We start from the raw sequence: 26,720 nt of genomic DNA on the forward strand, positions 1-26,720 counted from the left end.
TCGGGAATCCACAGAGCGTCGACGGTCGCTCCACAGACCGCTCATAGGAAACTCTCGATACTCGAAGACGTGACCATCTCCCAGCCTGCAGCAGCCCCGCGCCTCACGCGTGCCGACGGAACCCCGTTGCGCATCCTCGTCGTCGACGACGAGGCCAGCCTCACCGACCTCCTGTCCATGGCGCTCCGCTACGAGGGCTGGGACGTCAAGAGCGCGAGCGGCGGGCAGGACGCACTGACGACGGCGCGCGAGTGGAAGCCGGACGCCATGGTGCTCGACGTCATGATGCCGGACCTCGACGGCCTGCAGGTGCTCAGTCGGCTGCGGCAGAACAACGACGACACCCCGGTCCTGTTCCTCACCGCGAAGGACTCCGTGGAGGACCGCGTCACCGGCCTCACCGCGGGGGGCGACGACTACGTCACGAAGCCGTTCTCCCTGGAGGAAGTGGTGGCGCGGCTGCGCGGTCTCATCCGTCGGTCGCAGATCTCGATCTCCGAGGCGGGAGACTCGCGCATCGTCGTGGGCGACCTGGTGCTCGACGAGGAGTCGTACGAGGTCTCCCGTTCCGGCCGCTCGATCGAGCTGACCGCCACCGAGTTCGAGCTCCTCCGCTTCCTCATGCGCAACCCGCGCCGCGTGCTGTCGAAGGCGCAGATCCTCGACCGCGTGTGGTCGTACGACTTCGGAGGCAAGTCCTCCGTGGTCGAGATCTACATCTCGTACCTGCGCAAGAAGATCGACGCCGGCGAGACCCCGATGATCCACACGGTGCGCGGCGTCGGGTACGTCATCAAGCCCACCTCGTGACCCTCCGCCGCCGGCTCGTCCTGAGCATCGTCGCGCTCGTCGTCGCCGTCAGCGCGGTCATCGGCGCGGGCAGCATCATCGCGCTCGCGTCGATCCAGACGGGCACGATCGACGGTCAGCTGCAGAAGGCGACGAGCCGCGCGAGCACGAAGTTCGGCCAGGGCGATCCGAACGGCCAGCGGCCGAACGACGACTCGCTCCAGCCGCTCGGGCAGGCAGCCGGGACGCTCACCGCGTACTACGTGACCGGTGGCGGCGCCGGTGGCATCGTGCTGAACGAGGACAGTTCCCGTTCCGCCCTGACTACGGAGCAGCTCGATCGGCTCGGCGACGTCAAGGTCGGCGTGGACCCCGCGACGATGGACCTCAAGGGATCGCTCGGGCGCTACCGTGTCGCCGCCGTGCAGGTCGACAACCCGGTGCTCGGCAACGCTGTCCTGGTGGTCGGCCTCCCGATGTCGCCCGTCTACGAGAGCGTCCGGTCACTGCTCGTCGTCGTCATCCTGGTCGTCGCCGCAGCCCTGGTCGCCGCGTCCGTGGTCGCCGCGGTCGTCGTCCGCCGATCCCTGCGGCCGCTCGAGCGCGTCGCCGAGACCGCCTCCACCGTCGCGCGGATGCCGCTCGAGCGCAGCGACGCCCTGCAGGACGTCCGCGTCCCCGACACCGATCCCCGCACCGAGGTCGGCCGCGTCGGCAGCGCCTTCAACCGGATGCTCGGGCACATCGCCGGTGCCATGCAGGCGCGCGAGCGCTCCGAGCAGAAGGTCCGGCAGTTCGTCGCCGACGCCTCGCACGAGCTCCGCACCCCGCTGGCATCGGTCCGCGGGTACGCCGAGCTCACCAGACGCATGGGCGGCGACCTGCCGAAGGACGTCGTCTACGCGATGGGCCGCATCGAGTCCGAGTCGATCCGGATGACCTCGATGGTCGAGGACCTGCTGCTCCTCGCCCGCCTCGACGAGGGCCGCGAGATCCAGTTCGACGACGTGGACCTGACCGGGCTCGTGTTCGACGCCGTGAACGACGCCCACGCCGCGTCGCCCGAGCACCCGATCGAGGTCGACGTCCCCGACGCGCCCGTGGTCGTCGTCGGCGATGCCGCGCGGTTGCACCAGGTCATCGTCAACCTCGTCACCAACGCCCGGACCCACACCCCGGACGGCACCCGCATCACCGTCGGACTCGCGCCGTCGGAGTCGGGTTCCGGCGTGGACCTCACCGTGCGGGACACCGGACAGGGCATCGACCCGGAGTTCCTGCCGAAGCTGTTCGAACGGTTCGCCCGGGCTGACAGCTCGCGCTCCCGTTCCGCGGGATCGACGGGGCTCGGGCTCGCGATCGTGGACGCGGTCGTGCAGGCGCACGGCGGGTCCGTGGACGTGACGAGCGAGCCGGGGGACACCGTGTTCACGGTGCACCTGCCCGCGGAGCAGCCGGCCGCGCCCGCTGCGCCCGCGCCCGGGGCGGCGGTGCGCGAGGAGACCGAGGTGCCTGCGGTGCCCGAGGTGCCCGACGCCGACACGTGGTCCGACGTGCCGAACCGCGCGTAGGAGGCCGAACCGCGCGTAGGAGGCAGCTTCTTCCTGCCTCCTACGCGCGTTTCCGCTTTCCATCGCGCGCGCGATGGGTCAGAACGCACCGACTAACGGACTGGAGGCACGGGGCGGGCCCGCACCGCGCCTCCAGTCCGGTGTTTGGTGCCGTCCACGGCATCTGGTACAGTTCTCGAAGCCAAAGACCGCCGGATGTCGTGCTGCTTGCAGCGTGACCGAAGGTCCTCTCCCGGAGAGGCATCCCGCGCAGGTGTTCCGAACCACTCCTTCCGTTCTCGGGGGAGCAGCTCCGAGCCTCTGCGCCGGAGCTTTTTTCGTTCGTGGACCTGGGGCTGCCGGCAAGACCCCCAAGGAGAACCATGGCGAACAAGGAAGCTGCGGTCGCCGAGCTCACGGAGTCCTTCCGTAGCTCGAACGCCGTTCTGCTCACCGAGTACCGCGGTCTCACGGTCGCGCAGCTCAAGGAGCTCCGCAACTCGATCCGTGAGCACGCCACGTACGCCGTGGTGAAGAACACGCTGACCAAGATCGCGGCGAACAACGCCGGCATCTCGTCGTTCGACGACGAACTCGCCGGCCCGTCCGCTCTCGCCTTCGTCCACGGTGACACCGTCGCCGTCGCGAAGTCGCTGCGTGCATTCGCCAAGGCGAACCCCGAGCTCGTGGTGAAGGGTGGTTACTTCGACGGTAACCCGCTCTCCGCGACCGAGGTGGACAAGCTCGCCGACCTCGAGTCCCGTGAAGTTCTGCTCGGCAAGCTCGCCGGCGCCTTCAAGGCCTCGCTGTTCGGTGCTGCGTACCTGTTCCAGACACCCCTCTCGCAGGCCGTCCGCACCGTGGACGCCCTTCGCGAGAAGCAGGAGTCCGCGGCCTGATCAGGCACGCGTTCATCAACCACACGTACTAGCTAGTAGTAGGAGAAAATCATGGCGAAGCTTTCGCAGGACGAGCTCATCGAGGCCTTCAAGGAGCTCACGCTCATCGAGCTCTCGGACTTCGTGAAGAAGTTCGAAGAGGTCTTCGAGGTCACCGCGGCCGCCCCGGTCGCCGCTGCTGCCGCCCCCGGCGCCGCTGCTCCGGCCGAGGCCGCTGAGGAGAAGACCGAGTTCGACGTCGTCCTCAAGTCCGCTGGTGACAAGAAGATCCAGGTCATCAAGGAGGTCCGTGGCCTGACGTCGCTCGGCCTCGGTGAGGCCAAGGCGCTCGTCGAGACCGCCGACGCCAAGATCCTCGAGGGTGTCAACAAGGAGACCGCTGACAAGGCCAAGGAGGCCCTCGAGGCCGCCGGCGCCACGATCGAGCTCGCGTAGTCTCGACCGTTCGGTCACGAAGGCCGCTGCCCCTCCGGGGGCGGCGGCCTTCGTCTTGTGTGTGGGGTCGGGTGGGGCGGAGCGCGGGCGCCCCTGGCAGCCGCTGGGGACCTTTCGCGCTGAGCGACATCTCACGCCGTGTGTCGCCCGTGAAGTGTCGCTGAGGACGTGAGGACGTGAGGACGTTCGATCAGACCCGGACGCCATGAGCACGGAAGAGCGCGCGGAGCCTGTCCAGTTCGACGAGGTGCCACCATGTGACGCGGATGACGGTCCGGACCATGGGGTGGACGCGGAGTCGGTCCTCCCGGCGCTTCTCTGCCCAGAGCACGTCGGCCGGATCGCGGCCATCGAGCATCGACGTATCGACGTACTTCTGACGCCCGTCGAACTCGACGACGATACCGAGCGACGGGATCCAGAAGTCGACTCGATCGACGGAACCGTCTGGGTGGCGGAACTCGACCTGCGGTTCGCAGGGCGGGAGGTCGAGCTGGACGAACCGGACCGCGGCGAACGACTCACCGACGGACTCGTGTCGAGCATCGAGCGCTGCGAGAACGGTCTCAGCACGGACGGACCCCCGCGCCGGACGGGACGGCAGGGCCTGGCCGAGCTCGGCTGGGCAGAGGGCGCCCTGACGAACGGCGGCATCGACGGCGGTCGCTGCGACGTGGGGTGCGCAGGTCCTGATCACGTCGACAGCGGTGTCGAGTGTGCACGTGACCGCAACACCCTCGAAGGTGCGTCCATCGTTGCGAGGGATGCCGTTGATCGGGTGGCGAATGCATCCCGCACGGTGCTGGATGGAGGGGATCGCAGGATCGGTGACGTGTACGAGGTCGGGTGCGTCGCCGACGAGTGGCCAGCCGTGGATGAGCGCTGCGCTGATGTGGGAGAAGACCGACCCTGGACGCAGTCGCGGGGCAACCGCGCGAGCCCGGGCGAGGTGTCGGCCGACCGTGTCGAGTCGATCCCAGTCGCCGGTTCCGATGTACACGCCTGCGATGAGCCGGACGAGTGCCCCCGCCGCGTGTCGACGTTGGAGCATCCGGGCGTGCGACGGATCAGCAGCTGTCGCCCGATGCAGAGGTGGTCGCTGGACGTGAGCGTTCATGGGGCCAGACTCACGGTTGACGCCCCGGTGCGAGGGGTCCGACCGCGATCTGTGGACGGTGGTGCTGTGGACTGGCACCTGTGGACAGCGAACTTCGCTGGCTGGGCGACAGATCACGGGCGGCAGCGGGCGTGAAGTGTCGCCCAGCGCGTGAACTCGGTAGCGCCGCCTGCAGCGCAGCGCAGCGCAGCGCGGCCCGCGTCAGCGCAGGGTGCTGTGGCGGCGGCCGTAGGCCAGGTAGAGCGCGGCGCCGGCGACCATCCAGATGCCGAAGGCGATCCAGGTACCGACGCCGAGGAACACCGCCAGCAGCACGCAGCAGAGCGCGCCGAGGATCGGCACGACGGGGAACAGCGGCACCCGGTAGGACCGCTCGAGGTCGGGCCGGGTGCGACGGAGCACGATGACGGACACGTTCACCAGTGCGAAGGCCACGAGGGTGCCGATGCTCGTCGCGTCCGCGAGCTCCCCGAGGGGCACGAGCGCGGCGACGACCGTGACGACGAGCCCGATGATGAGGGTGTTCGCGATCGGGGTGCCGGTGCGGTGCGACACCCGGCCGAACACCTTCGGCACGAGGCCGTCTCGGGCCATCGTCAGCAGGATGCGGGTCTGCCCGTAGAGCACGGTGAGCACCACGCTGGCGATCGCGATCACGGCGCCGACCGAGAAGACGAGCGCGACGATCGGCTGGCCGGTGACGTCGACGACGATGCGCACGAGCGAGGCCTCGGTCGACGAGAACGACGTCCACGACCGGGCACCGATCGCGGCGATGGCCACGAGGATGTACAGCGCCGTGATGAGCGCGATCGACCCGATGATGGCGCGGGGGAGGTCGCGGCGGGGGTTCTTCGCCTCTTCGCCGGCGGTCGAGGCGGCATCGAAACCGATGTACGAGAAGAACAGTCGGGACGCCGCGGCGGTCACCCCGGCGGCACCCATCGGCGCGAGCGGCTCGAAGTTCTGCGCCTGGAACGCCGAGAACGCCACGACGACGAAGAACACGAGCAGGGCGATCTTCACGATGACCATGACGGTGTTCACCCAGGCGCTCTCCCGCGCGCCGGGCAGCAGGATCGCGGTGGCGAGCAGGACCAGGACCGCCGCCGGCAGGTTGACCACGCCGCCCTCACCCGGAGGGGCCGACAGCGTTGCGGGCAGGTGGAGCCCGAACACGCGCAGGGTCTCGTCGACGTACTCGCTCGCACCCACCGCGACGGCGGCGACGGACACGGCGTACTCGAGCACGAGACACCACCCGCACACCCAGGCGATCCCCTCGCCCATGGTGGCGTACGTGTACGAGTAGCTCGACCCCGACGTCGGCACCGCACCTGCCATCTCGGCGTACGACAGGGCCGACAGCAGCGCCGCGACACCGGCGACCACGAACGAGATCCAGACCGCCGGGCCCGCGAGGGGGACGGCGGTACCGAGCACCACGAGGATGCCGGTGCCGAGGGTCGCGCCGACGCTGATCATCGTAAGGTGCCAGACACCGAGCGACCGGCGGAGCGGCTCCCCGTTCACCCCCGCCGCGGCCTCGGCCTGCAGCTGCTCGATCGGCTTGCGGCGGGCGAGCTGTGCGCGCAGGGACGTGGGGCGGGTGGGCGCGGACGTCATGGGACCTCGAGTGGTGCGGGGAAGGGGACGGGAAATGGTCGCATGCCCCCTGAACAGGGTCAAATGAACCCCGAACACGGTCAAATGAACCCTGAACACGGTCGAATGGACCAGGACCGGGCCGGACCCCGCCGATGTCCGGGCCCAGGGCTAGGTTGGCAGCATGGACAGGGGTGACGCGTCGTGAGCATGCACGGCGGCATGCGCGGCGGCGGTGGCGGCCGGGGCGGCGGGCGGATCTCGAGCGGCGACTTCGAGGCCCAGAAGGCCGCCAACGCCGAGGCCCCGAAGATCCCGCACCTCGTCCAGCGCATCGCCGGGCTGTTCGTGCCGCACCGGAACGCGATCATCCTCACGGTCGTGCTGGTCCTCATCGGGGCCGCGATCTCGGTCATCCCACCGCTCCTCACCCAGCGGGCGTTCGACGAGGGGCTGTTCCCGAAGGGCGGCGGCGGCCCGGACATGCCCGTGCTGTACGTCCTCGTCGGCGCGATGGTGGCGCTCTGGATCGCGAGCGCCGGGCTCGGCGTCTGGCAGACCTACCTGACCGCGACCGTCGGCAACAAGGTCATGGGCTCGATGCGCATGCGCCTGTTCGGGCACCTCCAGCGGATGGAGCTCGCGTTCTTCACCCGCACGAAGACCGGCGTGATCCAGTCGCGCCTGCAGAACGACGTCGGTGGCGTCGCGAGCGTGCTGAACAACACGATCTCGTCGATCCTGGGCAACACCGTGACGGTGATCGCCGCCGTCGTCGCGATGCTGCTCCTCAGCTGGCAGATGACCCTCGTCGCGGTCATCCTGCTGCCCCTGCTGGTGATCGCGCAGCGACGGGTCGGCCAGGTCCGCGCGAAGATCGCCGCGCAGACGCAGGAGTCGCTGTCGGACATGACCGCGATCACGCAGGAGGCACTGAGCGTCTCCGGCATCCTGCTCGCGAAGAGCTTCAACCAGCAGCGTGCGGAGACGCAGCGCTACGGCAACGAGAACCGCAACCAGATCCGCCTGCAGGTCCGCCAGCAGATGTCGGGGCAGTGGTTCTTCGCGATCGTGTCGATCTTCCTGTCGATCATCCCGGCGATCATCTACGTGGTCGCCGCGTACCTCATCATCGGCGACGTCCCGATCACGGCGGGGACGATCGTGGCGTTCACGACCGTGCAGTCCCGCTTGCTGTTCCCGACGGTCGGCCTGCTCCGCGTCGTCCTCGACCTGCAGACCTCCGGCGCGCTGTTCGCCCGCATCTTCGAGTACCTCGACCTCAAGCCCGCGATCACCGACCCGCCCACCGCGAAGCCCGTCGACGAGTCCCGCGTCGGGCACGTGGCGTTCGACGACGTGACGTTCACGTACCCGGACGGCGAGGCCGACAAGCCCACTCTTCGTGGGGTGTCGTTCGAGCTCCAGCCCGGCCAGTTCGCCGCCTTCGTGGGACCGTCCGGCGCGGGCAAGACGACCGTCTCGTACCTCGTGCCGCGCCTCTACGAGGCCACCGCGGGTTCGGTGCGGTTCGCCGGGCAGGACGTCCGCGACCTGGCACACGAGGACCTCATGCGCCACGTCGGCATCGTCAGCCAGGAGACCTACCTGTTCCACGCCACGATCGGCGACAACCTGCGCTACGCGAAGCCCGACGCCACCGACGCCGAACTCGAGGAAGCAGCTCGGGCGGCGAACATCCACGAGACGATCGCGTCGTTCCCGGACGGCTACGACACCGTGGTGGGGGAGCGCGGGTACCGCCTGTCCGGCGGCGAGAAGCAGCGCATCGCGATCGCACGCGTGCTGCTCAAGGACCCGCCTGTGCTCGTCCTCGACGAGGCGACGAGCGCCCTCGACTCCATCTCCGAGCGCGTGGTGCAGACGGCCCTCGACAACGCGGCGGCGGGCCGCACGACGATCTCGATCGCGCACCGCCTGTCGACGATCCGCGACGCCGACGTCGTCTTCGTCCTCGACCACGGGCAGATCGTCGAACAGGGCAGTCACGAGGAACTCCTGGCGCGCGACGGCATCTACGCGATGCTGCACCACCAGCAGAACGCACCGGCTGACGCGCTGGGCAGCTGACCCGGCCACCGCAGGCGACGTCACCACGGCACGCAGACGCGACCGACGAACGGACCGGAGGCGCGTGGCGGCGCCGCCACGCGCCTCCAGTCCGACGACCGTCGACCGTCGGCTCGCGACGACCGTCGACTCGCGACGACCCGACGGAGACTGATTCGGCGGACACGCTGACACGAGTGTTACTCGTGTGGTACCTGTGGACGCACGCGCACCTGCGCCCGTGCCCCTGAGCGGAGTTCGAAGTGACCGCAGTCCCACCGACGTCCGATCCCATCCCCCCGACCGGCCCCGTCGGCTCCGACGCGCCACGTGTCGTCGAGGACGCACCGCGCAAGAAGGGCAAGCTGCGCGCGTTCCTCACGAGCGGGTCGCTGGACATCCAGTCGAAACTGCTGGTCATGCTCCTCGCCGTGAGCATCCTGGCTTCGCTCGTGGTCGGCGTGGTCGGCTACCTGAACGGCCGGAACTCGCTCGAGAACGCCGCGTTCAACCAGGTGACGTCCCTGCGCGAGGCCAGGATCACGGAGCTCAAGCGCTCGTTCGGGCAGTTCACCCAGTCGGTGGTGGCCCAGACCCGCAACGAGAGCGTGATCGGCGCGACGAAGGCGTTCGAGTCCGGGTGGGACGACCTGCAGTCGCGGCCGGTGTCGGACGACGACCACACGAAGGTCGACGCCTGGTACCGGGACAGTTTCGTGCCGCAGCTCGACAAGGCTTCCGGTGGGACCGCGAACCCGGACCAGTTCGCGCCGACCGAGGATCCGCAGGCCTACCTGCAGGCGCGGTACACGGCGCCGTTCAACGACTACGACAAGGCCATCGAGCAGGACGACGCCGGTGACGGCAGCGCCTGGTCGAGGGCGCACGCGGAGTACCAGTCGTACTTCCAGCAGGCGGTGGAGGCCGCGGGGTACGAGGACCTGCTGCTCATGAACACCGACGGGGACGTCGTCTACTCGGCGTACTCCGGCGCGGACCTCGGGACGAACCTCGACAGCGGGCCGTACCGCGACTCGAACCTCGCGGCCGGGTACCAGCAGGCCCTGCAGCTGACGAGCTCGGATGACTTCGTGGTCACCGACTTCGCCCGGTACGTACCGAGCCTCAACGTCCCGACGCTCTGGGTGATGTCGCCGGTGGGGGAGGACGGCAAGATCATCGGCGTGATGGCGGTCCAGGTGCCGATCAGCCTCGTCAACAACGTCATGACGGGCAACGACCAGTGGAAGGACGACGGCCTCGGCGACACCGGGGAGTCGTACCTCGTCGGCGCCGACCACCTCATGCGGTCGTACCCGCGCCAGCTCATCGAGCACCCGAAGCAGTACCAGCGCGACGTCGTCGCTGCCGGGACGGCACCGTCGACGGCGGCCCGCCAGGTCGCGGTGAAGGGCTCCGTCCTGTTGCAGGAGGTGAACACCACCCCGGTGACCCGGGCGCTGCAGGGCAAGTCGGGGACGGTGATCTCGACGGACTACCGCGGGAAGGAGGTCCTGTCGGCGTACGCCCCGCTCGAGGTCGATGGCCTCCGGTGGGTCGTCGTCGCACAGACGGACACCTCCGAGGCGTTCGCGCCCGTGAACGACTTCGCGCGCAACATCGGCCTCGCCCTGGTCGGCATCATCGTGCTCGTGAGCCTGCTGTCGCTGCTCTTGGCGCAGGTGTTCGTCCGACCGATCCGGCGCCTGCAGACGGCGGTGAACCGGGTGAGTTCGGGTGACCTCGGCGTCGAGGTGAAGACGAAGGCCGGCGACGAGATCGGCGACCTCGGCCTGGCGTTCAACGACATGAGTCGCAGCCTGCAGGTGAAACAGGACCTGCTCGACGAACAGCGACGGCAGAACGACACGCTGCTGCTGACCCTGATGCCCGAGGAGGTCGCGCGCCGCTACAAGCAGGGCGACGAGACCATCGCGGCCGACCACCAGGACGTCGCCGTCGTCTACGCGGACATCATCGGATTCGACGAGTTCGCGTCCGGGCTCACCGCCGAGGAGTCCCTGTCGCTCGTGAACGACGTGTGGCGCTCCCTCGACGAGGCAGCCGGCCGGCACGGCATCGAGCGGGTCCGCACGACGCGGAGCGGCTACCTCGCCAGCTGCGGCCTGAGCGTGCCGCGGGTCGACAACGTCCGTCGGGTCGTCGACTGGGCCGAAGAGGCGCAGGGCGTCCTCGAACGGTTCAACGCCCAGCACGGGGCGAAGATCGGTCTCCGTGCCGGCATCGACACCGGCCAGGTCACGAGCGGTCTGGTCGGCCGGTCGAGCATCGTCTACGACATGTGGGGCGACGCCGTGAGCCTGGCGTACCGCGTGCAGGGCATCGCGCCGACGCCCGGTGTGTACGCGACGCAGCGGGTCGTGGACAAGCTCGGTGACCGCGGCGGCGTGCAGGACGTCGGTGAGGTCCAGACCCAGGCCGGCCCGCAGCGGATCTGGCGTCTCGAGCGGAGCGCATCGTGACCGCGTTCTGGGAGCAGCCCTGGTTCTGGCCCGCGATCAGCGTGATCGTCGGGCTCCCGCTGCTGCTGTTGATCCTGACGGAGCTGCAGTCGAACCTCGAGCGCCGCGGCAACTCGCTGCACAAGGTGATCGGGCTGCTCCGGAACGCCGTCGTACCGATCATCGCGATCCTGATCCTGTCCGTGCAGGTCACCGACGCGGTCGACCCGGGCAAGCCCGTGGTGAACCAGATCATCGGCACGGTGCTCGGCTTCCTGGTGATCGTCTTCGTGCTGAACGGCCTGAACATCGTCCTGTTCACGAACGCCCGGAAGGGCTCGTGGCGCGAGAAGATCCCGTCGATCTTCGTGGACATCGCCCGGATCGTGCTCATCGCCCTCGGGCTCGCGCTCGTGTTCAAGATCGTGTGGGGCGCCGACGTCGGCGGGATCTTCACGGCCCTCGGCGTCGGCTCGCTCGTCATCGGTCTCGCGCTGCAGTCCGCCGTCGGTCCGGTCATCGCCGGTCTGTTCCTGCTGTTCGAGCAGCCGTTCCGGCTGGGCGACTGGCTCGACGCGGGCGGGGTGCGTGGCCGGGTCGTCGAGGTGAACTGGCGGTCGGTGCACATCGACACGGGCGCCGGGATCCTGATCATGCCGAACTCCTCGCTGGCGGGGGCGTCGTTCACGAACCTCAGCCGGACGGGAGGCACGTTCCCGGTCTCGACCGACGTCACGTTCACGACGGACGACCCTCCGGCGGCCGTGGTCGCGCTCCTGCAGCGGGTCGCGACGGGCCTGCAGCAGCGCTACCCGGGCACCCAGCCGGTCGCGGTCCCGACGGGTGGGTCCGGGTACACGGTCTCGTTCGAGGTGCGCGGTCCCTCGCAGGAAGGGGACGCGCTCGCCCAGTTCCGGATGTGGCTCTGGTACGCCGCCCGGCGTGCGGGGCTCGGGCTGGACGGCGACACCACCGACGACTTCATCACCGACGAACGGCGGGACGAGGCGCTCGCGACGATCGCCCCGACCCTGTACCTGACCGGGGACGACACCACCGCGATGGCCCCGCTCGTACGGCTCGAGCGGTACGCGGCGGGGGAGACCATCGTCACCGCGGGCACCGTGCCCGACGCCGTGCGGTTCGTGCTCGTGGGGAGCGTCGACCTGCGCGTCCCGTTCGAGGACACCCAGCTGCCGGCGACGCGGGTCGAGGCGGGGGACTACCTCGGCCAGACGGCGCTCACCCGGGAGGCACTCCTCACCACCGCCGTCGCGCTCACCGAGGTCGCCGTCCTCGTCGTGCCCGCCACCGCCCTCGACCAGATCGTGCGCGGGACGCCGGCCCTCGCGCGGGACATGGGCGACGTCATCGACCGCCGTCGGCAGGAGGTCTCGGCCGCGGTGTCCGCACACGTCGAGTCCCAGCAGAAGACGGTGTCCGCCGCCTAGACTCGACGGCGTGCGATACGCGAACTCCGTCGTCGACCTCGTCGGCGACACCCCGCTCGTCAAGCTCAACCGGGTGACCGAGGGGGTCCGTGCGACCGTCCTCGTGAAGGTCGAGTACCTCAACCCCGGCGGTTCCTCGAAGGACCGGATCGCCACCCGGATCATCGACGCGGCCGAGGCCTCCGGTGACCTGCGACCGGGCGGCACGATCGTCGAGCCGACCTCCGGCAACACCGGGGTGGGGCTCGCGCTCGTCGCCCAGCAGCGCGGGTACCGGTGCGTGTTCGTGCTGCCGGACAAGGTCGGCGAGGACAAGCGGAACGTCCTGACGGCGTACGGGGCCGAGATCGTCGTGACGCCCACCGCGGTGCCGCCGGAGCACCCCGAGTCCTACTACTCGGTGTCCGACCGGCTCGTCCGCGAGATCCCGGGCGCCTACAAGCCGAACCAGTACGCGAACCCGAACGGCCCGCGCAGCCACTACGAGACCACCGGTCCGGAGATCTGGCGCGACACCGAGCAGCAGATCACCCACTTCGTCGCGGGCGTCGGCACGGGCGGCACGATCTCGGGTACCGGCCGGTTCCTGAAGGAGGCCTCCGACGGACGCGTCCGCATCGTCGGGGCCGACCCGGAGGGCTCCGTCTACTCGGGCGGCACCGGCCGGCCGTACCTGGTCGAGGGCGTCGGCGAGGACTTCTGGCCCGACGCCTACGACGCCGGCGTGCCGGACGAGATCATCGCCGTCTCGGACGCCGACTCGTTCGCGATGACCCGTCGCCTCGCGCGCGAAGAGGGTCTGCTCGTCGGCGGGTCGAGCGGCATGGCCGTCGTCGCCGCCCTGCGTGCCGCACGGGACCTCACCGAGGACGACGTCGTCGTGGTGCTCCTGCCCGACGGCGGTCGCGGCTACCTCGGCAAGATCTTCAACGACCGGTGGATGCGCTCCTACGGCTTCGCCGAGACCGACGACGAGCGCACCGTCGGGTCGCTCATCGCGGGCAAGGACGGCCGTCTGCCGGACCTCGTCCACGCCCACCCCGCGGACACCGTGCGCGAGGTCGTCGACATCATGACGAAGTACGGCGTCTCGCAGATGCCCGTGCTCAGCGCGGAACCGCCCGTCGTCATCGGCGAGGTCGTCGGCGCGGTGGCGGAGAAGGACCTGCTCGAGCAGGTCTTCACCGGCGCGGCGAAGATGGCGGACGCCCTGACCGGCTTCGTGGGGGAGCCGCTGCCGCTCATCGGTGTCGGCGAGTCGGTGTCCTCGGCCCGTCGCGCGCTCGAGTCCGTCGACGCGCTCCTGGTGGTCGAGGACGGCAAGCCCGTCACCGTCCTGACCCGCCACGACCTCCTGACCTACCTCTCCGAGTGACCCGCCCGACCCGCCCGATCCGACCGACCCGACCGAACCGACCGAGGAACGAAGCCCGCATGACCGAGTTCAGCACCCGTGCCGTCCACGCCGGACAGGAGCCCGACGGCCCCACCGGCGCCGTCATCCCGCCGATCCACCTGACGTCCACGTACGTGCAGGACGGCATCGGCGGCATGCGGAACGGCTACGAGTACTCCCGCGCCGGCAACCCGACGCGCGACTCGCTGCAGACCCTGCTCGCCGACCTCGACGGAGGCGTCGCGGCGTACTCCTTCGCGTCCGGTCTGGCCGCCGAGGACGCCCTGCTCCGCGCCGCCCTCGTCCCCGGGGCCCGCGTGGTGATGGGCAACGACGTGTACGGCGGCACCCACCGCCTGGTGAGCCGGTTGCACGTCCCGTGGGGCGTCGAGCTCGTCGTGGTGGACATGAGCGACCTCGACCAGGTCCGTGCCGCGCTCGAGGACGCGCCGGACCAGACCGTGCTGTGGGTCGAGACGCCGACGAACCCGCTCATGAAGATCGCCGACATCGCGGCCCTCGCCGAGCTCGGTCACGGGGCCGGTGCGCTCGTCGTCGTCGACAACACCTTCGCGTCGCCCTACCTGCAGCAGCCGCTGTCGCTCGGCGCCGACGTCGTCGTCTACTCCACCACGAAGTACCTCGGCGGCCACTCGGACGTCGTCGGTGGTGCCGTGGTGCTCGCCGACGAGGAACTCGCCGCGAAGGTCCAGTTCCTGCAGTTCGGCGCCGGCGCGGTCTCGTCGCCGTTCGACGCGTTCCTGACCACCCGCGGCATCAAGACGCTCGCGGTCCGGATGGAGCGGCACTCGCAGAACGCGCAGGCCGTGGCCGAGGCCCTCGTCGCCGCGCCCGGCGTCGAGCGTGTCTACTACCCGGGACTCGCCGACCACCCCGGCCACGACGTCGCCGCACGCCAGATGCGCGGGTTCGGCGGCATGCTCTCGGTCGCGCTCTCGGGCGGTCCCGAGGCCGCACGGCGGTTCGCCGAGTCGACGGAGCTGTTCGCGCTCGCCGAGTCCCTCGGTGGCGTCGAGTCGCTGATCGGGTACCCGAGCGAGATGACGCACGCCTCGGTGAAGGGGACGGAACTGGCCGTCCCGGAGAACGTCGTCCGCCTGTCGGTCGGCATCGAGGACGCCGGCGACCTCGTCGCGGACCTGCAGCAGGCGCTGCAGCGCTGAGGCGCTGGACAGCTGAAGAACCGACGGCCTGGAGGCACGTGGCGGCCCCGCCACGCTTCTCCAGGCCGTCAGTGGCTGGCCCTACGATGATCGGGTGAGCACCGCCGCGACGAGGACCAGTCTGTTCAGCGGCCCGTACGCCCTCGCCACCGTCGGCATGGTCGCGATCGTCGCCGTCGCCGCGTTCCAGAACCTCGCGATGACGACCGTCATGCCGGAGATCAGCCGGGACCTCGACGGCGAGACCCTCTACGCGCTGGCGTTCGCGGCACCGCTCGCCGCCGGCGTGCCGGGGATGGTCCTCGCGGGCAACTGGACGGACCGTGCCGGTGGCCGGATCGTGGCGTGGGTGTCCGCCGGCCTGTTCGCGATCGGCACCGCGATCGTCATGCTGGCTCCGACGATGGAGGTCTTCCTCGCCGGACGCCTCGTCGAGGGCTTCGGCGCCGGCGCGATCGACGTCGTGCTCTACGTGCTCGTCGCCCGGATCTTCCCGGCCGAGCTGCACGGTCCCGTGTTCGCCGGGTTCGCCGCCGCGTGGGTGGTGCCGGCGCTGGTCGGTCCGGCGCTCGCGGGCATCGTGACCGACGTCTGGAACTGGCACTGGGTCTTCGCGGGGGCGCTCGTGATCGCCGTCGGCGCGTTCACGTTGCTCGTCCCGACGCTCGGCCGGCTGCACCCGCCCGCAGTCGAGCTCCGGCCACCGTGGCAGCGCTCCCGGATCGGCTGGTCGGTCGCGGCCGCCGTGGCGATCCTGCTGCTGAACGTCGCCCCGGACCTCGGCGCGTGGGCACGGGTCGCCGCCGTGGTGATCGGCCTCGTCGGCACGTGGTTCGCGCTCCGCCCGCTGCTGCCGACCGGCACCTTCCGTGCGGCGCCCGGGTTGCCGTCGGTGATCCTGCTGCGCGGCCTCGTCGCGGCGTCGTTCTTCGGGAGCGAGGCGTACGTGCCGTTCCTGCTGCAGGCGAAGGACGGCCTGTCCGCCTCGGCCGCCGGGCTCGCACTGACGGTGGCGGCGCTGAGCTGGGCGGGGTCGAGCTGGCTGCACGGTCGGTTGGGCGAGGAACGGCTCACCGCCGCCCGGACGTTCGGCGTCGGGTTGTCGCTTGTGCTCGTCAGCCTGCTCACGGCACTCGCGGTCGCGTCGTTCGGCCTGCCCTGGTGGGTGCTCGTCGTCGGGTGGTTCGTCGGCGGAGCGGGCATGGGAGCGGTCTACCCGCGGACCTCGATGTTGACGCTCCGGTTCTCGGGCGAGGGCGACGACGGCTTCGCGAGCTCGGCCCTGACGATCGCGGACGCCTCGGGCAGCGTGATCGGACTCGCCGTCACGGGCCTGCTGTTCATCGGCACGGGTGGTGCGGACGGCGCCGTGTCGTTCCCGCTCGTCTTCGGCGGCATGACGCTCATCGCGGCACTCGCCGTCGTCGCCGTCCGTCGCCTGGGTCCGGTCCCGGCACCGGCCGCGGCACCAGTTGGCGGGTAGCGTGGCACCCGTGCTCCTCCGCATCGTCGCCGCAGCCGTGATCGTCGGCTCCGCCCTCGCCCTCACCGGGTGCCAGGGCACGACGTCCGCGGCGCCGACCCCCGTGCAGAGCACAGACCTGACGAGCTCGGACGGCGGGTTCGACCAGCACGCCGTCGTCGGTGTCGTGCTCCTGCACGCCGCGGCCACCCCGGGCACGACCTCCGGCGGAGTGTCCCTGTCGGACCGGTTCCACGACGACCTGACCGCTGCCGGGTTCACCCCGGACGTGCGGGTCGCGGGCTCGGCCGACCCGGCGGCCGACCAGAGCACGGCGATGCGTGCGCTCGTCAAGGCCGGCGCGAAGGCGATCCTCGTCGAGGCAGCCGACCCGGCATCGCTGAGCGGCGAGGTCCAGGTCGCGCACGACGCCGGTGTGGTCATCGTCGCCCTCGGCGATCCGCTGCCGACGTCCGGCACGGGCGGGGACGGTGTGTCCGCCGACTACCGGGTGCAGGGCACGGACTCCGACGCCGCGACGGTGGCGCGTGCGACCGCGGTGGTCGAATCCCTCCAGCGGGGTGAGAAGCCCGTCGGCGACTGACCCAGGTCGCACTCAGGCGCTGCTCGGCGGTCCCCAGCAACCACGGGGCGGTCGGCTGTGTGGAGGGACAGTATGAGTCCCCCGAACGGGTGACGTGGTTCGTCGGTGGAACGACCGACTGTCCGGGGTGACTCGGCGCTCACTACAGTCGCCTCACCGCAGCCCGTCGAGAGGACCCGAAGTGCAACGACGCCCCCGCTCCACCCGAACCGCAGCCATCGCCCTGACCACCGCAGCGTGCACCATCGGCGCCGTGCTGTTCGCCGCCGGCCCGGCCGACGCCGCGACCCGGCACGTGCTGCCCGACTCGACCCCGTCGTGGGCCACGAGCACGAACGACGTCGGTACGGTCGCCGCCGACACCGACGTCGAGGGCGAGGTGTACCTGCCCCTCACGAACCAGCGCGGAGCGGAAGCCCTCGCGACCGCGGTCTCCACCCCGGGCAACGCCCGGTACCGCAAGCCCCTGAGCCCGGCCCAGTGGATCGCGCAGTACGCGCCGACGAAGGCCGACGCCGACCAGGTGACCGGCTTCCTGCGAGCCCAGGGCCTGACCATCACCGCGGTGCCGGCCAGCCACGAGTACGTCGTGTTCCGCGGGCCGGCGTCCGTCGTGGACTCGGTGCTCGGCACCTCGCTGCACAGCTACCGGCACGGCGGCCGCACCCTCGTCGCACCGTCGACCGCTCCGACGCTCCCGGCGTCCGTCGCGGGCCTCGTCAGCGGCGTCAGCGTCGACCAGGGCCGGCTCCTGACGCACCCGGAGCTGGTCGAGCAGGGGGAGACCCCGGCCTCGTCCACGCCGACCCGCTCGCTCCGTCAGCAGGCGACCGCCCCCACCGGCATCCAGGCGACGTGCTCCCAGTACGACGGCGAGCACACCGCGACGGTCCCCGCCGCCTACGGGAAGACCAGCGTGCACACCTTCGCGTGCGGCTACGTGCCGAAGCAGATCCGCTCGGCGTACGGCGTCGACGCGTTGGCGGCGAAGGGCGTCCAGGGGCAGGGGCAGACGGTCGCGATCATCGACGCGTACGCCTCGCCCACGATCGTGCACGACACGAACTCGTACTCCGTGCAGAACGGCGAGCCCCAGCTCACGAGCGCGACCTTCCAGCAGCGCATCCCCGCGACGTCGCAGTTCACCGACCAGGTGCTCTGCCAGCAGCCGAGCGGGTGGCAGGGCGAGGAGACGCTCGACGTCCAGTCGGTGCACGCGGTCGCCCCGGCGGCGAAGATCCTCTACGTCGGCGGCACGAATTGCGGTGGCGGGCTCGACGTCGCGATGTCGAAGATCCTCGACCAGGGCCTCGCGAACCTCGTGAGCAACAGCTACGGCGACGTCGGCGAGAACGTCCCGCTCTCGAGCATCCGCGGACAGGAGAACCTGCACATCCAGGCTGCGGGCGAGGGCATCGGCCTGTACTTCTCGAGCGGTGACAACGGCGACGAGTCGGCGGCGCTCGGCAGCGCCCAGCCGGACTTCCCGGCGTCCAGCCCGTGGGTGACCTCGGTCGGCGGCACCAGCCTCGGCATCGGGAAGAACGGGAAGAAGACCTTCGAGACCGGGTGGGGCGACGTCCTCGACCAGATCGTCAGCAGTGACCGCGGCAACGTCTACTCGACCCCGCTGCCCGGCGGCATCGTCGGCGGCGGTGCCGGGGGCGGCCGGAGCACCCTGTTCGACCAGCCCGCCTACCAGAAGGGCGTCGTGCCCACGTCGCTCGCCGGTGGCAAGCGCGTCTCGCCGGACCTCGCGGCACTCGCCGACCCGTACACGGGGTTCGCGATCGGCATCCGTCCGATCACGGACGACTCGACCCTCGCGGTCGGACCGTTCGAGAACGAGACGTACGGCGGGACCTCGCTCGCGTCGCCGATCACGGCCGCGCTGTCCGCGATCGTGCAGCAGTCGACGAACGTCCGGCTCGGCTTCGCGAACCCGACGATCTACGCCACGTACCGTGCCGCGCCGTCCGCGTTCAGCGACGTCCGGCCGCCGTCGTCGCCGATCGCCCTGGCCTACACCAGTGCGTCGTCCGGCAAGGACTACCTCGTCACGCTCGACCACGACACGTCGCTCACCACCGCCAAGGGGTACGACGACGTGACCGGTCTCGGCGCGGTGTCGTTCACCGGCCTGACGCAGGTCGCGCGCCGGTAGGGACGCGACCGACCGACTGACGGGAGGCACGGTGCCAGCTGGCACCGTGCCTCCCGTCAGTCGCGAGTCGTCAGCGCCACCACGCGGGGAACGACAGCACGATCGTGTCGACGAGTGCCTTCCGGGAGCGCCGCGACCCTGCGAGCCACGCCTCGATCGCCCCGACGAACCCCTGCGCGACGAACCCCGCCGCGACGTCGTCGAGCAGTTCGGGCCGGTGCGCCGCCTCGAGCGAGGCGATGTGCTGCGCGCTCGACACGGTGAAGTGCTCGACGAGCAGCCGGTGCAGTGACGCGTCGTTCGGGTCCGGCAACGCCCGGCCGTAGATGTCCCGGTGGGCGACCACGTGCTCGACCACGGCGTTGATGCCGCGACGGGTGATCGTCGCGAGTTCGTCGGCGTCGGCCCCGCGATCGGCGGCAGCGCGACGAGCGTCGGCGTCGTCCTCGCGGATGCGGTCGAGCTCCGGCGTGAGGACGTCGGCGAGCAGCGATCCGGGGGAGACCGCGTGCGAGTAGAACGTCGCCCGGTTGATCCCGGCGGCGCGGGTCACGTCGGCGACGGTGATCTCGGAGACCGGGCGGTCGGCGGCGAGACGCAGGATCGCCTCGCGAAGGGCTGCGGTCGTGTGCAGGATCCGGGCATCCACCATGACGCCATCCCCCTTCTGATCCGGTTCCACCCGACACATCGTCCGCAGACGGTACCGAGCTACCCGACGGTACCGCATGCGCGGACCACGACACGGGACCCGTAGGATGGTTCCGCGGCCGAATCGATTCGATCGATCCCGCGATCACCTCCCTCCCCCCTCACCGTCGAAGGACTCCTGCTCGTGACCGCGCCCGCCACCACCGGTTCGCTCCGGGTCGTCCTGCACCCGGGAGACTCGCTCTCCCGACGGCAGCGACTCGTCTACGTCTTCGTCCTGGGCGCCCTCACCGCGCTCGGACCGTTCACCATCGACCTCTACCTGCCGGCGTTCCCGTCGCTCAAGGACGAGTTCGGCATCACCGACGGCGCGGTGCAGCTCACCCTCACGGCGACGACGCTCGGCTTCGCGGCCGGGCAGCTGCTCGTCGGCCCGTGGAGCGACAAGGTCGGCCGGCGCCTGCCGCTGATCATCGCGACGACCGTGCACGTGGGCGCCTCGATCGGCGCCGCGCTCGCGCCGAACGTCGAGGTCCTCGCGCTCTTCCGCGTGCTGCAGGGCATGGGTGCCTCGGCCGGTGGTGTCGTCGCGATGGCCACCGTCCGTGACCTGTTCGGCGGCAAGCCCCTCGTGCGGATGCTGTCCCGGCTGGCGATGGTGAACGGCCTCGCGCCGATCCTCGCCCCGCTCATCGGGTCGCAGATGCTCCGGTTCGTCAGTTGGCGCGGCGTGTTCGTGTTCCTCGCCTGCTACGGCGCCGCCGTGGTGATCGCGTCGATCCTGCTCATCGTGGAGACGCTGCCGCCGGCGCGACGGCACGAGGCCGGTCACTCCACGATCGGGCAGCGCTACCGTGCGCTCTTCTCGGACCGCATCTTCGTGGGGGTCGCGCTCATCGGGGCGATGGTCTTCAGCGGACTCTTCTCGTACCTCAGCGCCTCACCGTTCCTGTTCCAGGGTTTGTACGGGCTCGACGCCCAGCAGTACGGCCTGCTCTTCGCGGTGAACTCCGTGGGCGTCGTCGTCGGCGTGCAGGTGTCGGCTCGGTTGGCGCAACGGGTCGGACCGCAGTGGATCCTGGCGTGCTCGACCGCCACGCTGTTCCTGGCGGCGGTCGCGATCATGGTCCTCGACCAGCTCGGTGCCGGGCTCGTCGGCGTCCTGGTCCCGCTGTGGTTCTTCATCGCAGCGTGCGGGTTCTCGTTCCCGCTCGTCCAGGTGATCGGCCTCGCGGCGCACGGCAAGGAGGCGGGCACGGCAGCCTCCCTGCTCGGTGCCCTGAACTTCGGCGTCGCCGGGATCATCTCCCCGGTCGTCGGCTGGATCGGCATCACGACCGCGACACCGATGGGAGCAGTGATGGCGTGCACCTCCGTCACGGCCATCGTCCTGCTCTGGGCGGTCGTGCGGCCGCGGACGGTCCCCGCGCTCACGCACTGACGTCGGTCCGGCACCGATCCGGTCGCGCGGACGGGCCCGTCCATATGCTGTGGTCATGAGCGACGCGGTGGAGCAGGCCCAGGCAGCGGCAGCAGCGGCGAGGGCCGCGGCGGACGAGGCGAGACGCCTGGCCGACGAGGCCGCCGCACGCGCCGAGGAACTCGCCGCCGCGCTGCAGGCAGCCGCGGACGAGCCGGTGCTCGCCCCCGACGCGGAACCGACGGTCGCCGGGTCCCCGGCACCCACCGGCCTGGAGGCACCACTCGCGCCCGACGCGGAGCCGGCCCTGGACGCCACCACGTCGGCGCCGGGGGCGACCCCGGTGACCGGCACCGTGCCTCTCCCCACCGGCACGGCCGGCACGCCGCTGGCGCGTCGCACCGGTGCCGGCGGCGTGGGCCCAGACAGCCCGCTGGACGCGGCGGCGGTGGGCGCGATCCGGGACGGGTACCAGGTCGACGGCAGCGCGCTCCAGCTGGGCGCCCTCGTCAACGGCGAGGCGCAGCCCGACGTCCAGGTCCGGATCCCGCTCGGCATGCTCAACCGGCACGGACTCGTCGCCGGCGCGACCGGCACCGGCAAGACGCGAACGCTGCAGGTCCTGGCGGAGCAGATCGCCGCGAACGGCGTGCCGGTGTTCGCAGCCGACATCAAGGGCGACCTCTCGGGGCTCGCCGTCGCCGGGCAGGCGAACGACAAGCTCCTCGCGCGGACGGCCGGCATCGGCCAGGAGTGGCAGGGCGTCGCCAGCCAGGCCGAGTTCTACTCGCTCGGCGGGCAGGGGACCGGTGTGCCGATCCGGGCGACCGTGTCCGGGTTCGGACCGCTGCTGCTGTCGAAGGTCCTCGGGCTGAACGACACGCAGGAGTCCTCCCTCGGGCTGGTCTTCCACTACGCCGAGCGGGCCGGCCTGCCCCTCGTCGACCTGTCCGACCTCCGGAGCGTGCTGACGTACCTGGTGAGCGACGAGGGCAAGGGTGAGCTCGCCGAGCTCGGCGGCCTGTCGAAGCAGACCGCCGGCGTGATCCTCCGCGAGCTCATCACGTTCGCCGACAAGGGCGCCGACCAGTTCTTCGGCGAGCCCGAGATCGACACGCAGGTGTTCCTGCGGAACGCCGCCGACGGCCGCGGCATCGTGAGCCTGCTCGAGGTGCCGGGCGTGCAGGACCAGCCCGAGGTGTTCTCGACGTTCCTGATGTGGCTTCTCGCGGACCTCTTCAACGAGCTGCCCGAGGTCGGCGACCAGGACAAGCCGAAGCTCGTGTTCTTCTTCGACGAGGCGCACCTGCTGTTCAACGGGGCGTCGAAGGACTTCCTCGACCAGATCGTCCGCACCGTCCGGCTCATCCGGTCGAAGGGCGTCGGGATCTTCTTCGTCACGCAGACCCCGAAGGACGTGCCGAACGACGTGCTCGCGCAGCTCGGGTCCCGGGTGCAGCACCAGCTCCGTGCGCACACCCCCGACGACGCGAAGGCACTGCGGGCGACGGTCTCGACGTACCCGACGAGCGGCTACGACCTCGGTGAGGTGCTCACGTCCCTCGCCACCGGTGAGGCGATCGTCACCGTGATGAACGAGAAGGGTGCACCGACGCCCGTGGCCTGGACCCGGCTCCGTGCCCCCGAGGGGTCGATGGACCCGATGCCCGCGCCCGAGATGCAGGCGCGGGTGCAGGCCTCGCCGCTCCTGGCGACCTACGGCACCCGGCTCGACCCCGACTCGGCGTACGAGATGCTCGCACGCCGGATGGAGGCCGCCGCCGCGCAGGTCGCCGCCGCGGACGCGCAGAAGGAGGCGGCTGCCGCTGCCGCCGAGGCCGAGAAGGAGGCCGCCCGTGCCGCTGCAGCGGCGGCGAAGGAGGCCGCCGCGCAGGAGAAGCAGGAAGCACGTGAGCGAGCCGCGGCGCAGAAGGAGTACGAGCGGACGCAGCGGGAGTTCGAGAAGGCCGAGCGGGCGGCCGCTGCCCGACGGTCGGGTCGGACCTCGACGCGGACGACGACGTCCCGCAAGGCGAACGATCCGCTTTCGGACCTGCTCGGGTCGGGGCTGGGCGGCACGATCGCCAAGGAGGTCGTGCAGGGGATCTTCTCGACCCTGCGGCGTCGGCGCTGAGGAGTCGGCGGGGAGTCGCTCGTGCGTCAGGCGCCGAACAGCGTGACGGTCTCGATCGCGAGCAGGCCGCTGACCACCAGGACCGCGAGCACCCCGACGACGACGTAGGTGCCGCGCTGCTCGTACCAGCTGCGGCTCGTCGGGTAGCGGCGGGCGAACTCGCGCGCGGGCATCGGGCGCGGGTCCTCGGTCACCTGCACGCCGAGCGACTCGACGACCCGGTCGATCCCGGCGTCTCCCCAGACGTCGGAGCGCAGTCGGAACAGGTGTCCGCCGTCCGCGTCGAACGCGACGAGCTCGCGCGAGGTCCGTTCCACCGAGCTGCCGTGCGTCGTCGCGAGGACCAGGCTGTGCACGCGTTCGCGGGGGACCCGGCGGTTCGGGGTGACGACGCCGCGCACCGTGACGCCGACGGGGTCGATGCCGATGAAGGCGGTGGTGAGTCGGGTGAAGACGATCCCGACGACGACCGCGAGGGCGATGACCACGGTCGCGACGAACGTCCAGAGACGGAAGGGGAGCGACACCCACACCAGGGCGACCGCGAGGGGCACGGCGGAGAACACGACGCTGAGGATCGTCGAACGCACGAGGGAACGCCGTGGCCGGAGCACCAGGTCGTACGCCGTCGCGCGCATGTGCGCCGCCACCGGTGCCGTCAGGTCCCCCACGTGGACTCCTCGTCCCTCGGGTGCCCGGGCAGCACTGATCGTCCGCCCGGGGAGCGACGCCCCTGCCGCTCCGTGCACCGTGTCCGACCCGTCCCGGGGTCGTCCGTCCGGTGAGTCTAGGCGACCGACGGGTATCGGGGACAGCCCGTTCCACCCCTGAGCCTCGTTTCGCGGCCAGTCCATGGGGAACGGGGTGCAGCGCGGTCCGCCGGGTGGGGGACCGCCTGGCTCCGGCCGGTCCTCGAACGACGAAGGACCCGAGCCGCGGGGCTCGGGTCCTTCGGGTGGAACTGGCGGAGAATGGGGGATTCGAACCCCCGAGGGCTTGCACCCAACACGCTTTCCAAGCGTGCGCCATAGGCCACTAGGCGAATTCTCCTGGCGCCATCTCGCGATGACGACACCCCATGGTACAGGTCTTCGGGGGTGTGGATGACCACGTCCGTCCAAAGCTCCTGCCGCTCCCAGTTGTCACGACAAGGACGCGGCTAGCCTGGTCCCGTGTCGACCCGCATCTACATCACGTCAGCAGAAGGACACACGGGCAAGAGCACCGTCGCCCTCGGTGTCCTCGAGACCCTCGCGCGCTCGGTCGGACGGGTCGGCGTGTTCCGACCGGTCGCCCGGTCGGTGGACGAACCCGACTACGTGCTCGAGCTGTTGCTGCAGCACACCGCGGTCGGCATCTCGTACGACGACGCGGTCGGTGTGACCTACGACGACGTGCACGCGGACCCGGACGCCGCCCTCGCGACGATCGTCACCCGCTTCGCCCAGGTCGAGCGGCAGTGCGACGCCGTGGTGGTGCTCGGGTCGGACTACACCGACGTCGGCAGCCCCACCGAGCTGTCGTTCAACGCCAAGGTCGCGGCGAACCTCGGTGCGCCCGTGCTCCTCGTGCTCGGCGGACGCGACGCTGCCGAACGCGGTGCCCGCACGCCGGAGGACATGGCGCAGGTCGCCGACGTCACGACGAGCGAGCTGCGCGCGGCACACGCGCAGGTGTTCGGCGTGATCGTGAACCGTGCCGACCCCGACGCCCTCGGCACGATCGTGTCGAGCGTCGAGCGCGCGGTCCACGACGACCACCCCGACCTCCCCGTGTGGGCGATCCCCGAGGACAGCGTCCTCGTCGCCCCCACCGTGCGTGCCCTGCTCGCCGCGACCGACGCCACGCTCGTCCGTGGTGACGACGCCCTGCTCGACCGCGAGGCACTGGGCACCGTCGTCGCGGGCATGAGCATGGAGAACGTGCTGCCCCGCCTGATCGAGGGCGGCATCGTGGTCGTCCCGGGGGACCGCAGCGACGTCCTCATCGCGACGCTCCTGGCCAACCAGTCGGAGACCTTCCCGAGCCTCGCCGGCGTCATCCTCAACGGCGGGTTCGAGACGGCACCGCAGATCTCCCGGCTGCTCGAGGGGCTGTCGAGCTCACTGCCCATCGCGCAGAACGACCTCGGCACGTACGACACCGCCCTCCGCATCACCCAGACCCGCGGCCGGCTCGCGGCGGACTCCCCGCGGAAGGCCGACCTGGCCCTGGCCCTGTTCGAGCAGCACGTCGACGCCGACGCCCTGCGCGACCGGTTGCAGCTCACCCCGTCCGGTGTGGTCACGCCGCTGATGTTCGAGCACGGACTGCTCGACCGCGCCCGCGGGTACGGCAAGCGCATCGTCCTGCCCGAAGGCGAGGACGACCGGATCCTCCGCGCAGCGTCGACCCTGCTCGCCCGCCAGGTGTGCGAGCTGACGATCCTCGGTGACCCCGCCGCCATCCGCACCCGCGCGACCGAGCTCGGCCTCGACCTCGACGCCGCCCAGCTCGTGTCGCCGTTCGACCCCGAGCTGCGGGAGCGCTTCGCCGAGGAGTACACCCGGCTGCGTGCGCACAAGGGCATGTCGATCGAACTCGCCCGCGACACCGTGACCGACGTCTCGTACTTCGGCACGATGATGGTGCAGCTCGGACTCGCCGACGGCATGGTGTCCGGCGCGAAGCACACCACGGCGCACACCATCCGGCCCTCCTTCGAGATCATCAAGACCCGCCCGGACACGTCGATCGTGTCGAGCGTGTTCCTGATGGCGCTCGCCGACCGGGTGCTCGTCTACGGCGACTGCGCGGTCATCCCGGACCCGACGAGCGAGCAGCTCGCCGACATCGCGATCTCGTCGGCCGAGACGGCGACGCAGTTCGGCATCGATCCCCGCGTCGCGATGCTCAGCTACTCCACCGGCGACAGCGGCTCCGGTGCCGACGTCGACAAGGTCCGGGCGGGCACCGCGTTCGTCCGCGAGCGCCGCCCCGACCTGCTCGTCGAGGGCCCGATCCAGTACGACGCCGCGGCCGATCCGACGGTCGCCAGCACCAAGATGCCGGACTCGCCGGTCGCCGGGAAGGCGACGGTCTTCATCTTCCCCGACCTCAACACGGGCAACAACACGTACAAGGCCGTGCAGCGCTCCGCCGGTGCCGTCGCGATCGGTCCGGTGCTGCAGGGTCTGCGCAAGCCGATCAACGACCTGTCCCGCGGCGCGCTCGTCGGCGACATCGTCAACACCGTCGCGATCACCGCGATCCAGGCCGGCACCGCGTCCGACGCGGCCTGACCGACCGACCCGCACCGCGCCTCCAGGCCCCAACAGAAAGCGACCG

At 70.7% G+C, this 26,720-nt stretch carries 19 protein-coding genes and 1 tRNA gene; 16 read left to right on the top strand and 4 right to left on the bottom strand.

Features of this window, described 5'->3' with window-relative positions:
* Positions 1–69: 69 nt before the first annotated feature.
* The 5 genes from FS532_RS07575 (at position 70) to FS532_RS07595 (ending at position 4,925) form a co-directional block, all read left to right on the top strand.
* Positions 70–810 (top strand): response regulator transcription factor, encoded by a 741-nt coding sequence (locus FS532_RS07575; protein ID WP_144752104.1) that lies wholly within the window; start codon positions 70–72, stop codon positions 808–810.
* A complete protein-coding gene (locus FS532_RS07580; protein WP_144752107.1) occupies positions 807–2,360 on the top strand; it encodes a sensor histidine kinase in 1,554 nt (517 codons plus the stop codon). The genes FS532_RS07575 and FS532_RS07580 overlap by 4 nt, the downstream gene beginning before the upstream one ends.
* 362 nt (positions 2,361–2,722) lie before the next feature.
* Positions 2,723–3,238, top strand: a complete 516-nt coding sequence (rplJ, locus tag FS532_RS07585) for a 50S ribosomal protein L10 (protein ID WP_144752110.1) — start codon at positions 2,723–2,725, stop codon at positions 3,236–3,238.
* 51 nt (positions 3,239–3,289) lie between these two features.
* The gene (gene rplL, locus FS532_RS07590) at positions 3,290–3,673 is read left to right on the top strand and encodes a 50S ribosomal protein L7/L12 (protein ID WP_058726969.1); all 384 of its coding nucleotides are present in this window, start codon (positions 3,290–3,292) and stop codon (positions 3,671–3,673) included.
* Between the two features lie 205 nt (positions 3,674–3,878).
* Complete coding sequence (locus FS532_RS07595) at positions 3,879–4,925, top strand: hypothetical protein (RefSeq protein ID WP_144752113.1); 1,047 nt, start codon at positions 3,879–3,881, stop codon at positions 4,923–4,925.
* A gap of 66 nt (positions 4,926–4,991) precedes the next feature.
* Here FS532_RS07595 and FS532_RS07600 read toward each other — a convergent pair whose 3' ends face one another.
* Entirely contained in the window at positions 4,992–6,416 is a 1,425-nt protein-coding gene (locus FS532_RS07600) for an amino acid permease (protein ID WP_144752116.1), read from the bottom strand.
* A gap of 189 nt (positions 6,417–6,605) precedes the next feature.
* Between FS532_RS07600 and FS532_RS07605 the strand changes: the two genes are divergently transcribed.
* The 8 genes from FS532_RS07605 to FS532_RS07640 all read left to right on the top strand — a co-directional run bounded on the left by FS532_RS07605 (position 6,606) and on the right by FS532_RS07640 (position 19,188).
* Entirely contained in the window at positions 6,606–8,486 is a 1,881-nt protein-coding gene (locus FS532_RS07605; protein WP_260852616.1) for an ABC transporter ATP-binding protein, read from the top strand.
* 242 nt (positions 8,487–8,728) lie between these two features.
* The gene (locus FS532_RS07610; protein WP_144752119.1) at positions 8,729–10,948 is read left to right on the top strand and encodes an adenylate/guanylate cyclase domain-containing protein; all 2,220 of its coding nucleotides are present in this window, start codon (positions 8,729–8,731) and stop codon (positions 10,946–10,948) included.
* The gene (locus FS532_RS07615; protein ID WP_144752122.1) at positions 10,945–12,378 is read left to right on the top strand and encodes a mechanosensitive ion channel domain-containing protein; all 1,434 of its coding nucleotides are present in this window, start codon (positions 10,945–10,947) and stop codon (positions 12,376–12,378) included. The genes FS532_RS07610 and FS532_RS07615 overlap by 4 nt, the downstream gene beginning before the upstream one ends.
* Positions 12,379–12,388: 10 nt before the next feature.
* Entirely contained in the window at positions 12,389–13,753 is a 1,365-nt protein-coding gene (locus FS532_RS07620; RefSeq protein ID WP_144752126.1) for a cystathionine beta-synthase, read from the top strand.
* Positions 13,754–13,812: 59 nt separating this feature from the next.
* The gene (locus FS532_RS07625) at positions 13,813–14,958 is read left to right on the top strand and encodes a cystathionine gamma-synthase (protein ID WP_144752130.1); all 1,146 of its coding nucleotides are present in this window, start codon (positions 13,813–13,815) and stop codon (positions 14,956–14,958) included.
* 94 nt (positions 14,959–15,052) lie between these two features.
* The gene (locus FS532_RS07630) at positions 15,053–16,441 is read left to right on the top strand and encodes an MFS transporter (RefSeq protein WP_144752133.1); all 1,389 of its coding nucleotides are present in this window, start codon (positions 15,053–15,055) and stop codon (positions 16,439–16,441) included.
* Between the two features lie 10 nt (positions 16,442–16,451).
* The gene (locus tag FS532_RS07635; RefSeq protein ID WP_144752136.1) at positions 16,452–17,024 is read left to right on the top strand and encodes a hypothetical protein; all 573 of its coding nucleotides are present in this window, start codon (positions 16,452–16,454) and stop codon (positions 17,022–17,024) included.
* Positions 17,025–17,205: 181 nt separating this feature from the next.
* Complete coding sequence (locus FS532_RS07640; RefSeq protein WP_260852605.1) at positions 17,206–19,188, top strand: S53 family peptidase; 1,983 nt, start codon at positions 17,206–17,208, stop codon at positions 19,186–19,188.
* A gap of 70 nt (positions 19,189–19,258) precedes the next feature.
* On the opposite strand, the gene FS532_RS07645 is transcribed toward FS532_RS07640, so the two are convergent.
* Complete coding sequence (locus FS532_RS07645) at positions 19,259–19,840, bottom strand: TetR/AcrR family transcriptional regulator (protein ID WP_186321952.1); 582 nt, start codon at positions 19,838–19,840, stop codon at positions 19,259–19,261.
* Between the two features lie 183 nt (positions 19,841–20,023).
* On the opposite strand from FS532_RS07645, the gene FS532_RS07650 reads away from it, so the two are divergent.
* Both FS532_RS07650 and FS532_RS07655 read left to right on the top strand, forming a co-directional pair.
* Positions 20,024–21,280 carry a multidrug effflux MFS transporter gene (locus FS532_RS07650; protein WP_144752142.1) on the top strand — a complete coding sequence of 419 codons (1,257 nt, stop codon included), beginning with the start codon at positions 20,024–20,026 and terminating at the stop codon, positions 21,278–21,280.
* 55 nt (positions 21,281–21,335) lie between these two features.
* The gene (locus FS532_RS07655) at positions 21,336–23,393 is read left to right on the top strand and encodes a helicase HerA-like domain-containing protein (RefSeq protein ID WP_144752147.1); all 2,058 of its coding nucleotides are present in this window, start codon (positions 21,336–21,338) and stop codon (positions 23,391–23,393) included.
* A gap of 26 nt (positions 23,394–23,419) precedes the next feature.
* Here FS532_RS07655 and FS532_RS07660 read toward each other — a convergent pair whose 3' ends face one another.
* Both FS532_RS07660 and FS532_RS07665 read right to left on the bottom strand, forming a co-directional pair.
* Positions 23,420–24,064 carry a hypothetical protein gene (locus FS532_RS07660; protein ID WP_144752150.1) on the bottom strand — a complete coding sequence of 215 codons (645 nt, stop codon included), beginning with the start codon at positions 24,062–24,064 and terminating at the stop codon, positions 23,420–23,422.
* A 291-nt stretch (positions 24,065–24,355) separates the two neighbouring features.
* A tRNA-Ser gene (locus tag FS532_RS07665) sits at positions 24,356–24,443 on the bottom strand.
* Between the two features lie 122 nt (positions 24,444–24,565).
* Between FS532_RS07665 and pta the strand changes: the two genes are divergently transcribed.
* Positions 24,566–26,674, top strand: coding sequence for a phosphate acetyltransferase (gene pta / locus FS532_RS07670; RefSeq protein ID WP_144752153.1), 2,109 nt, complete (start codon positions 24,566–24,568; stop codon positions 26,672–26,674).
* Positions 26,675–26,720 lie beyond the last annotated feature (46 nt).

The sequence above is a fragment of the Curtobacterium pusillum genome, from assembly GCF_007673235.1.
Lineage (GTDB): Bacteria > Actinomycetota > Actinomycetes > Actinomycetales > Microbacteriaceae > Curtobacterium > Curtobacterium pusillum_C.

Excerpts from the sequence above, each read along its gene's own strand:
- FS532_RS07655 (WP_144752147.1), top strand. The coding sequence starts at position 21,336 with ATGAGCGACGCGGTGGAGCAGGCCCAGGCAGCGGCAGCAGCGGCGAGG.
- rplL (WP_058726969.1), top strand. The coding sequence starts at position 3,290 with ATGGCGAAGCTTTCGCAGGACGAGCTCATCGAGGCCTTCAAGGAGCTC.
- rplJ (WP_144752110.1), top strand. The coding sequence starts at position 2,723 with ATGGCGAACAAGGAAGCTGCGGTCGCCGAGCTCACGGAGTCCTTCCGT.
- FS532_RS07625 (WP_144752130.1), top strand. The coding sequence starts at position 13,813 with ATGACCGAGTTCAGCACCCGTGCCGTCCACGCCGGACAGGAGCCCGAC.
- FS532_RS07595 (WP_144752113.1), top strand. The coding sequence starts at position 3,879 with ATGAGCACGGAAGAGCGCGCGGAGCCTGTCCAGTTCGACGAGGTGCCA.
- FS532_RS07605 (WP_260852616.1), top strand. The coding sequence starts at position 6,606 with ATGCACGGCGGCATGCGCGGCGGCGGTGGCGGCCGGGGCGGCGGGCGG.
- FS532_RS07645 (WP_186321952.1), bottom strand. The coding sequence starts at position 19,840 with ATGGTGGATGCCCGGATCCTGCACACGACCGCAGCCCTTCGCGAGGCG.
- FS532_RS07600 (WP_144752116.1), bottom strand. The coding sequence starts at position 6,416 with ATGACGTCCGCGCCCACCCGCCCCACGTCCCTGCGCGCACAGCTCGCC.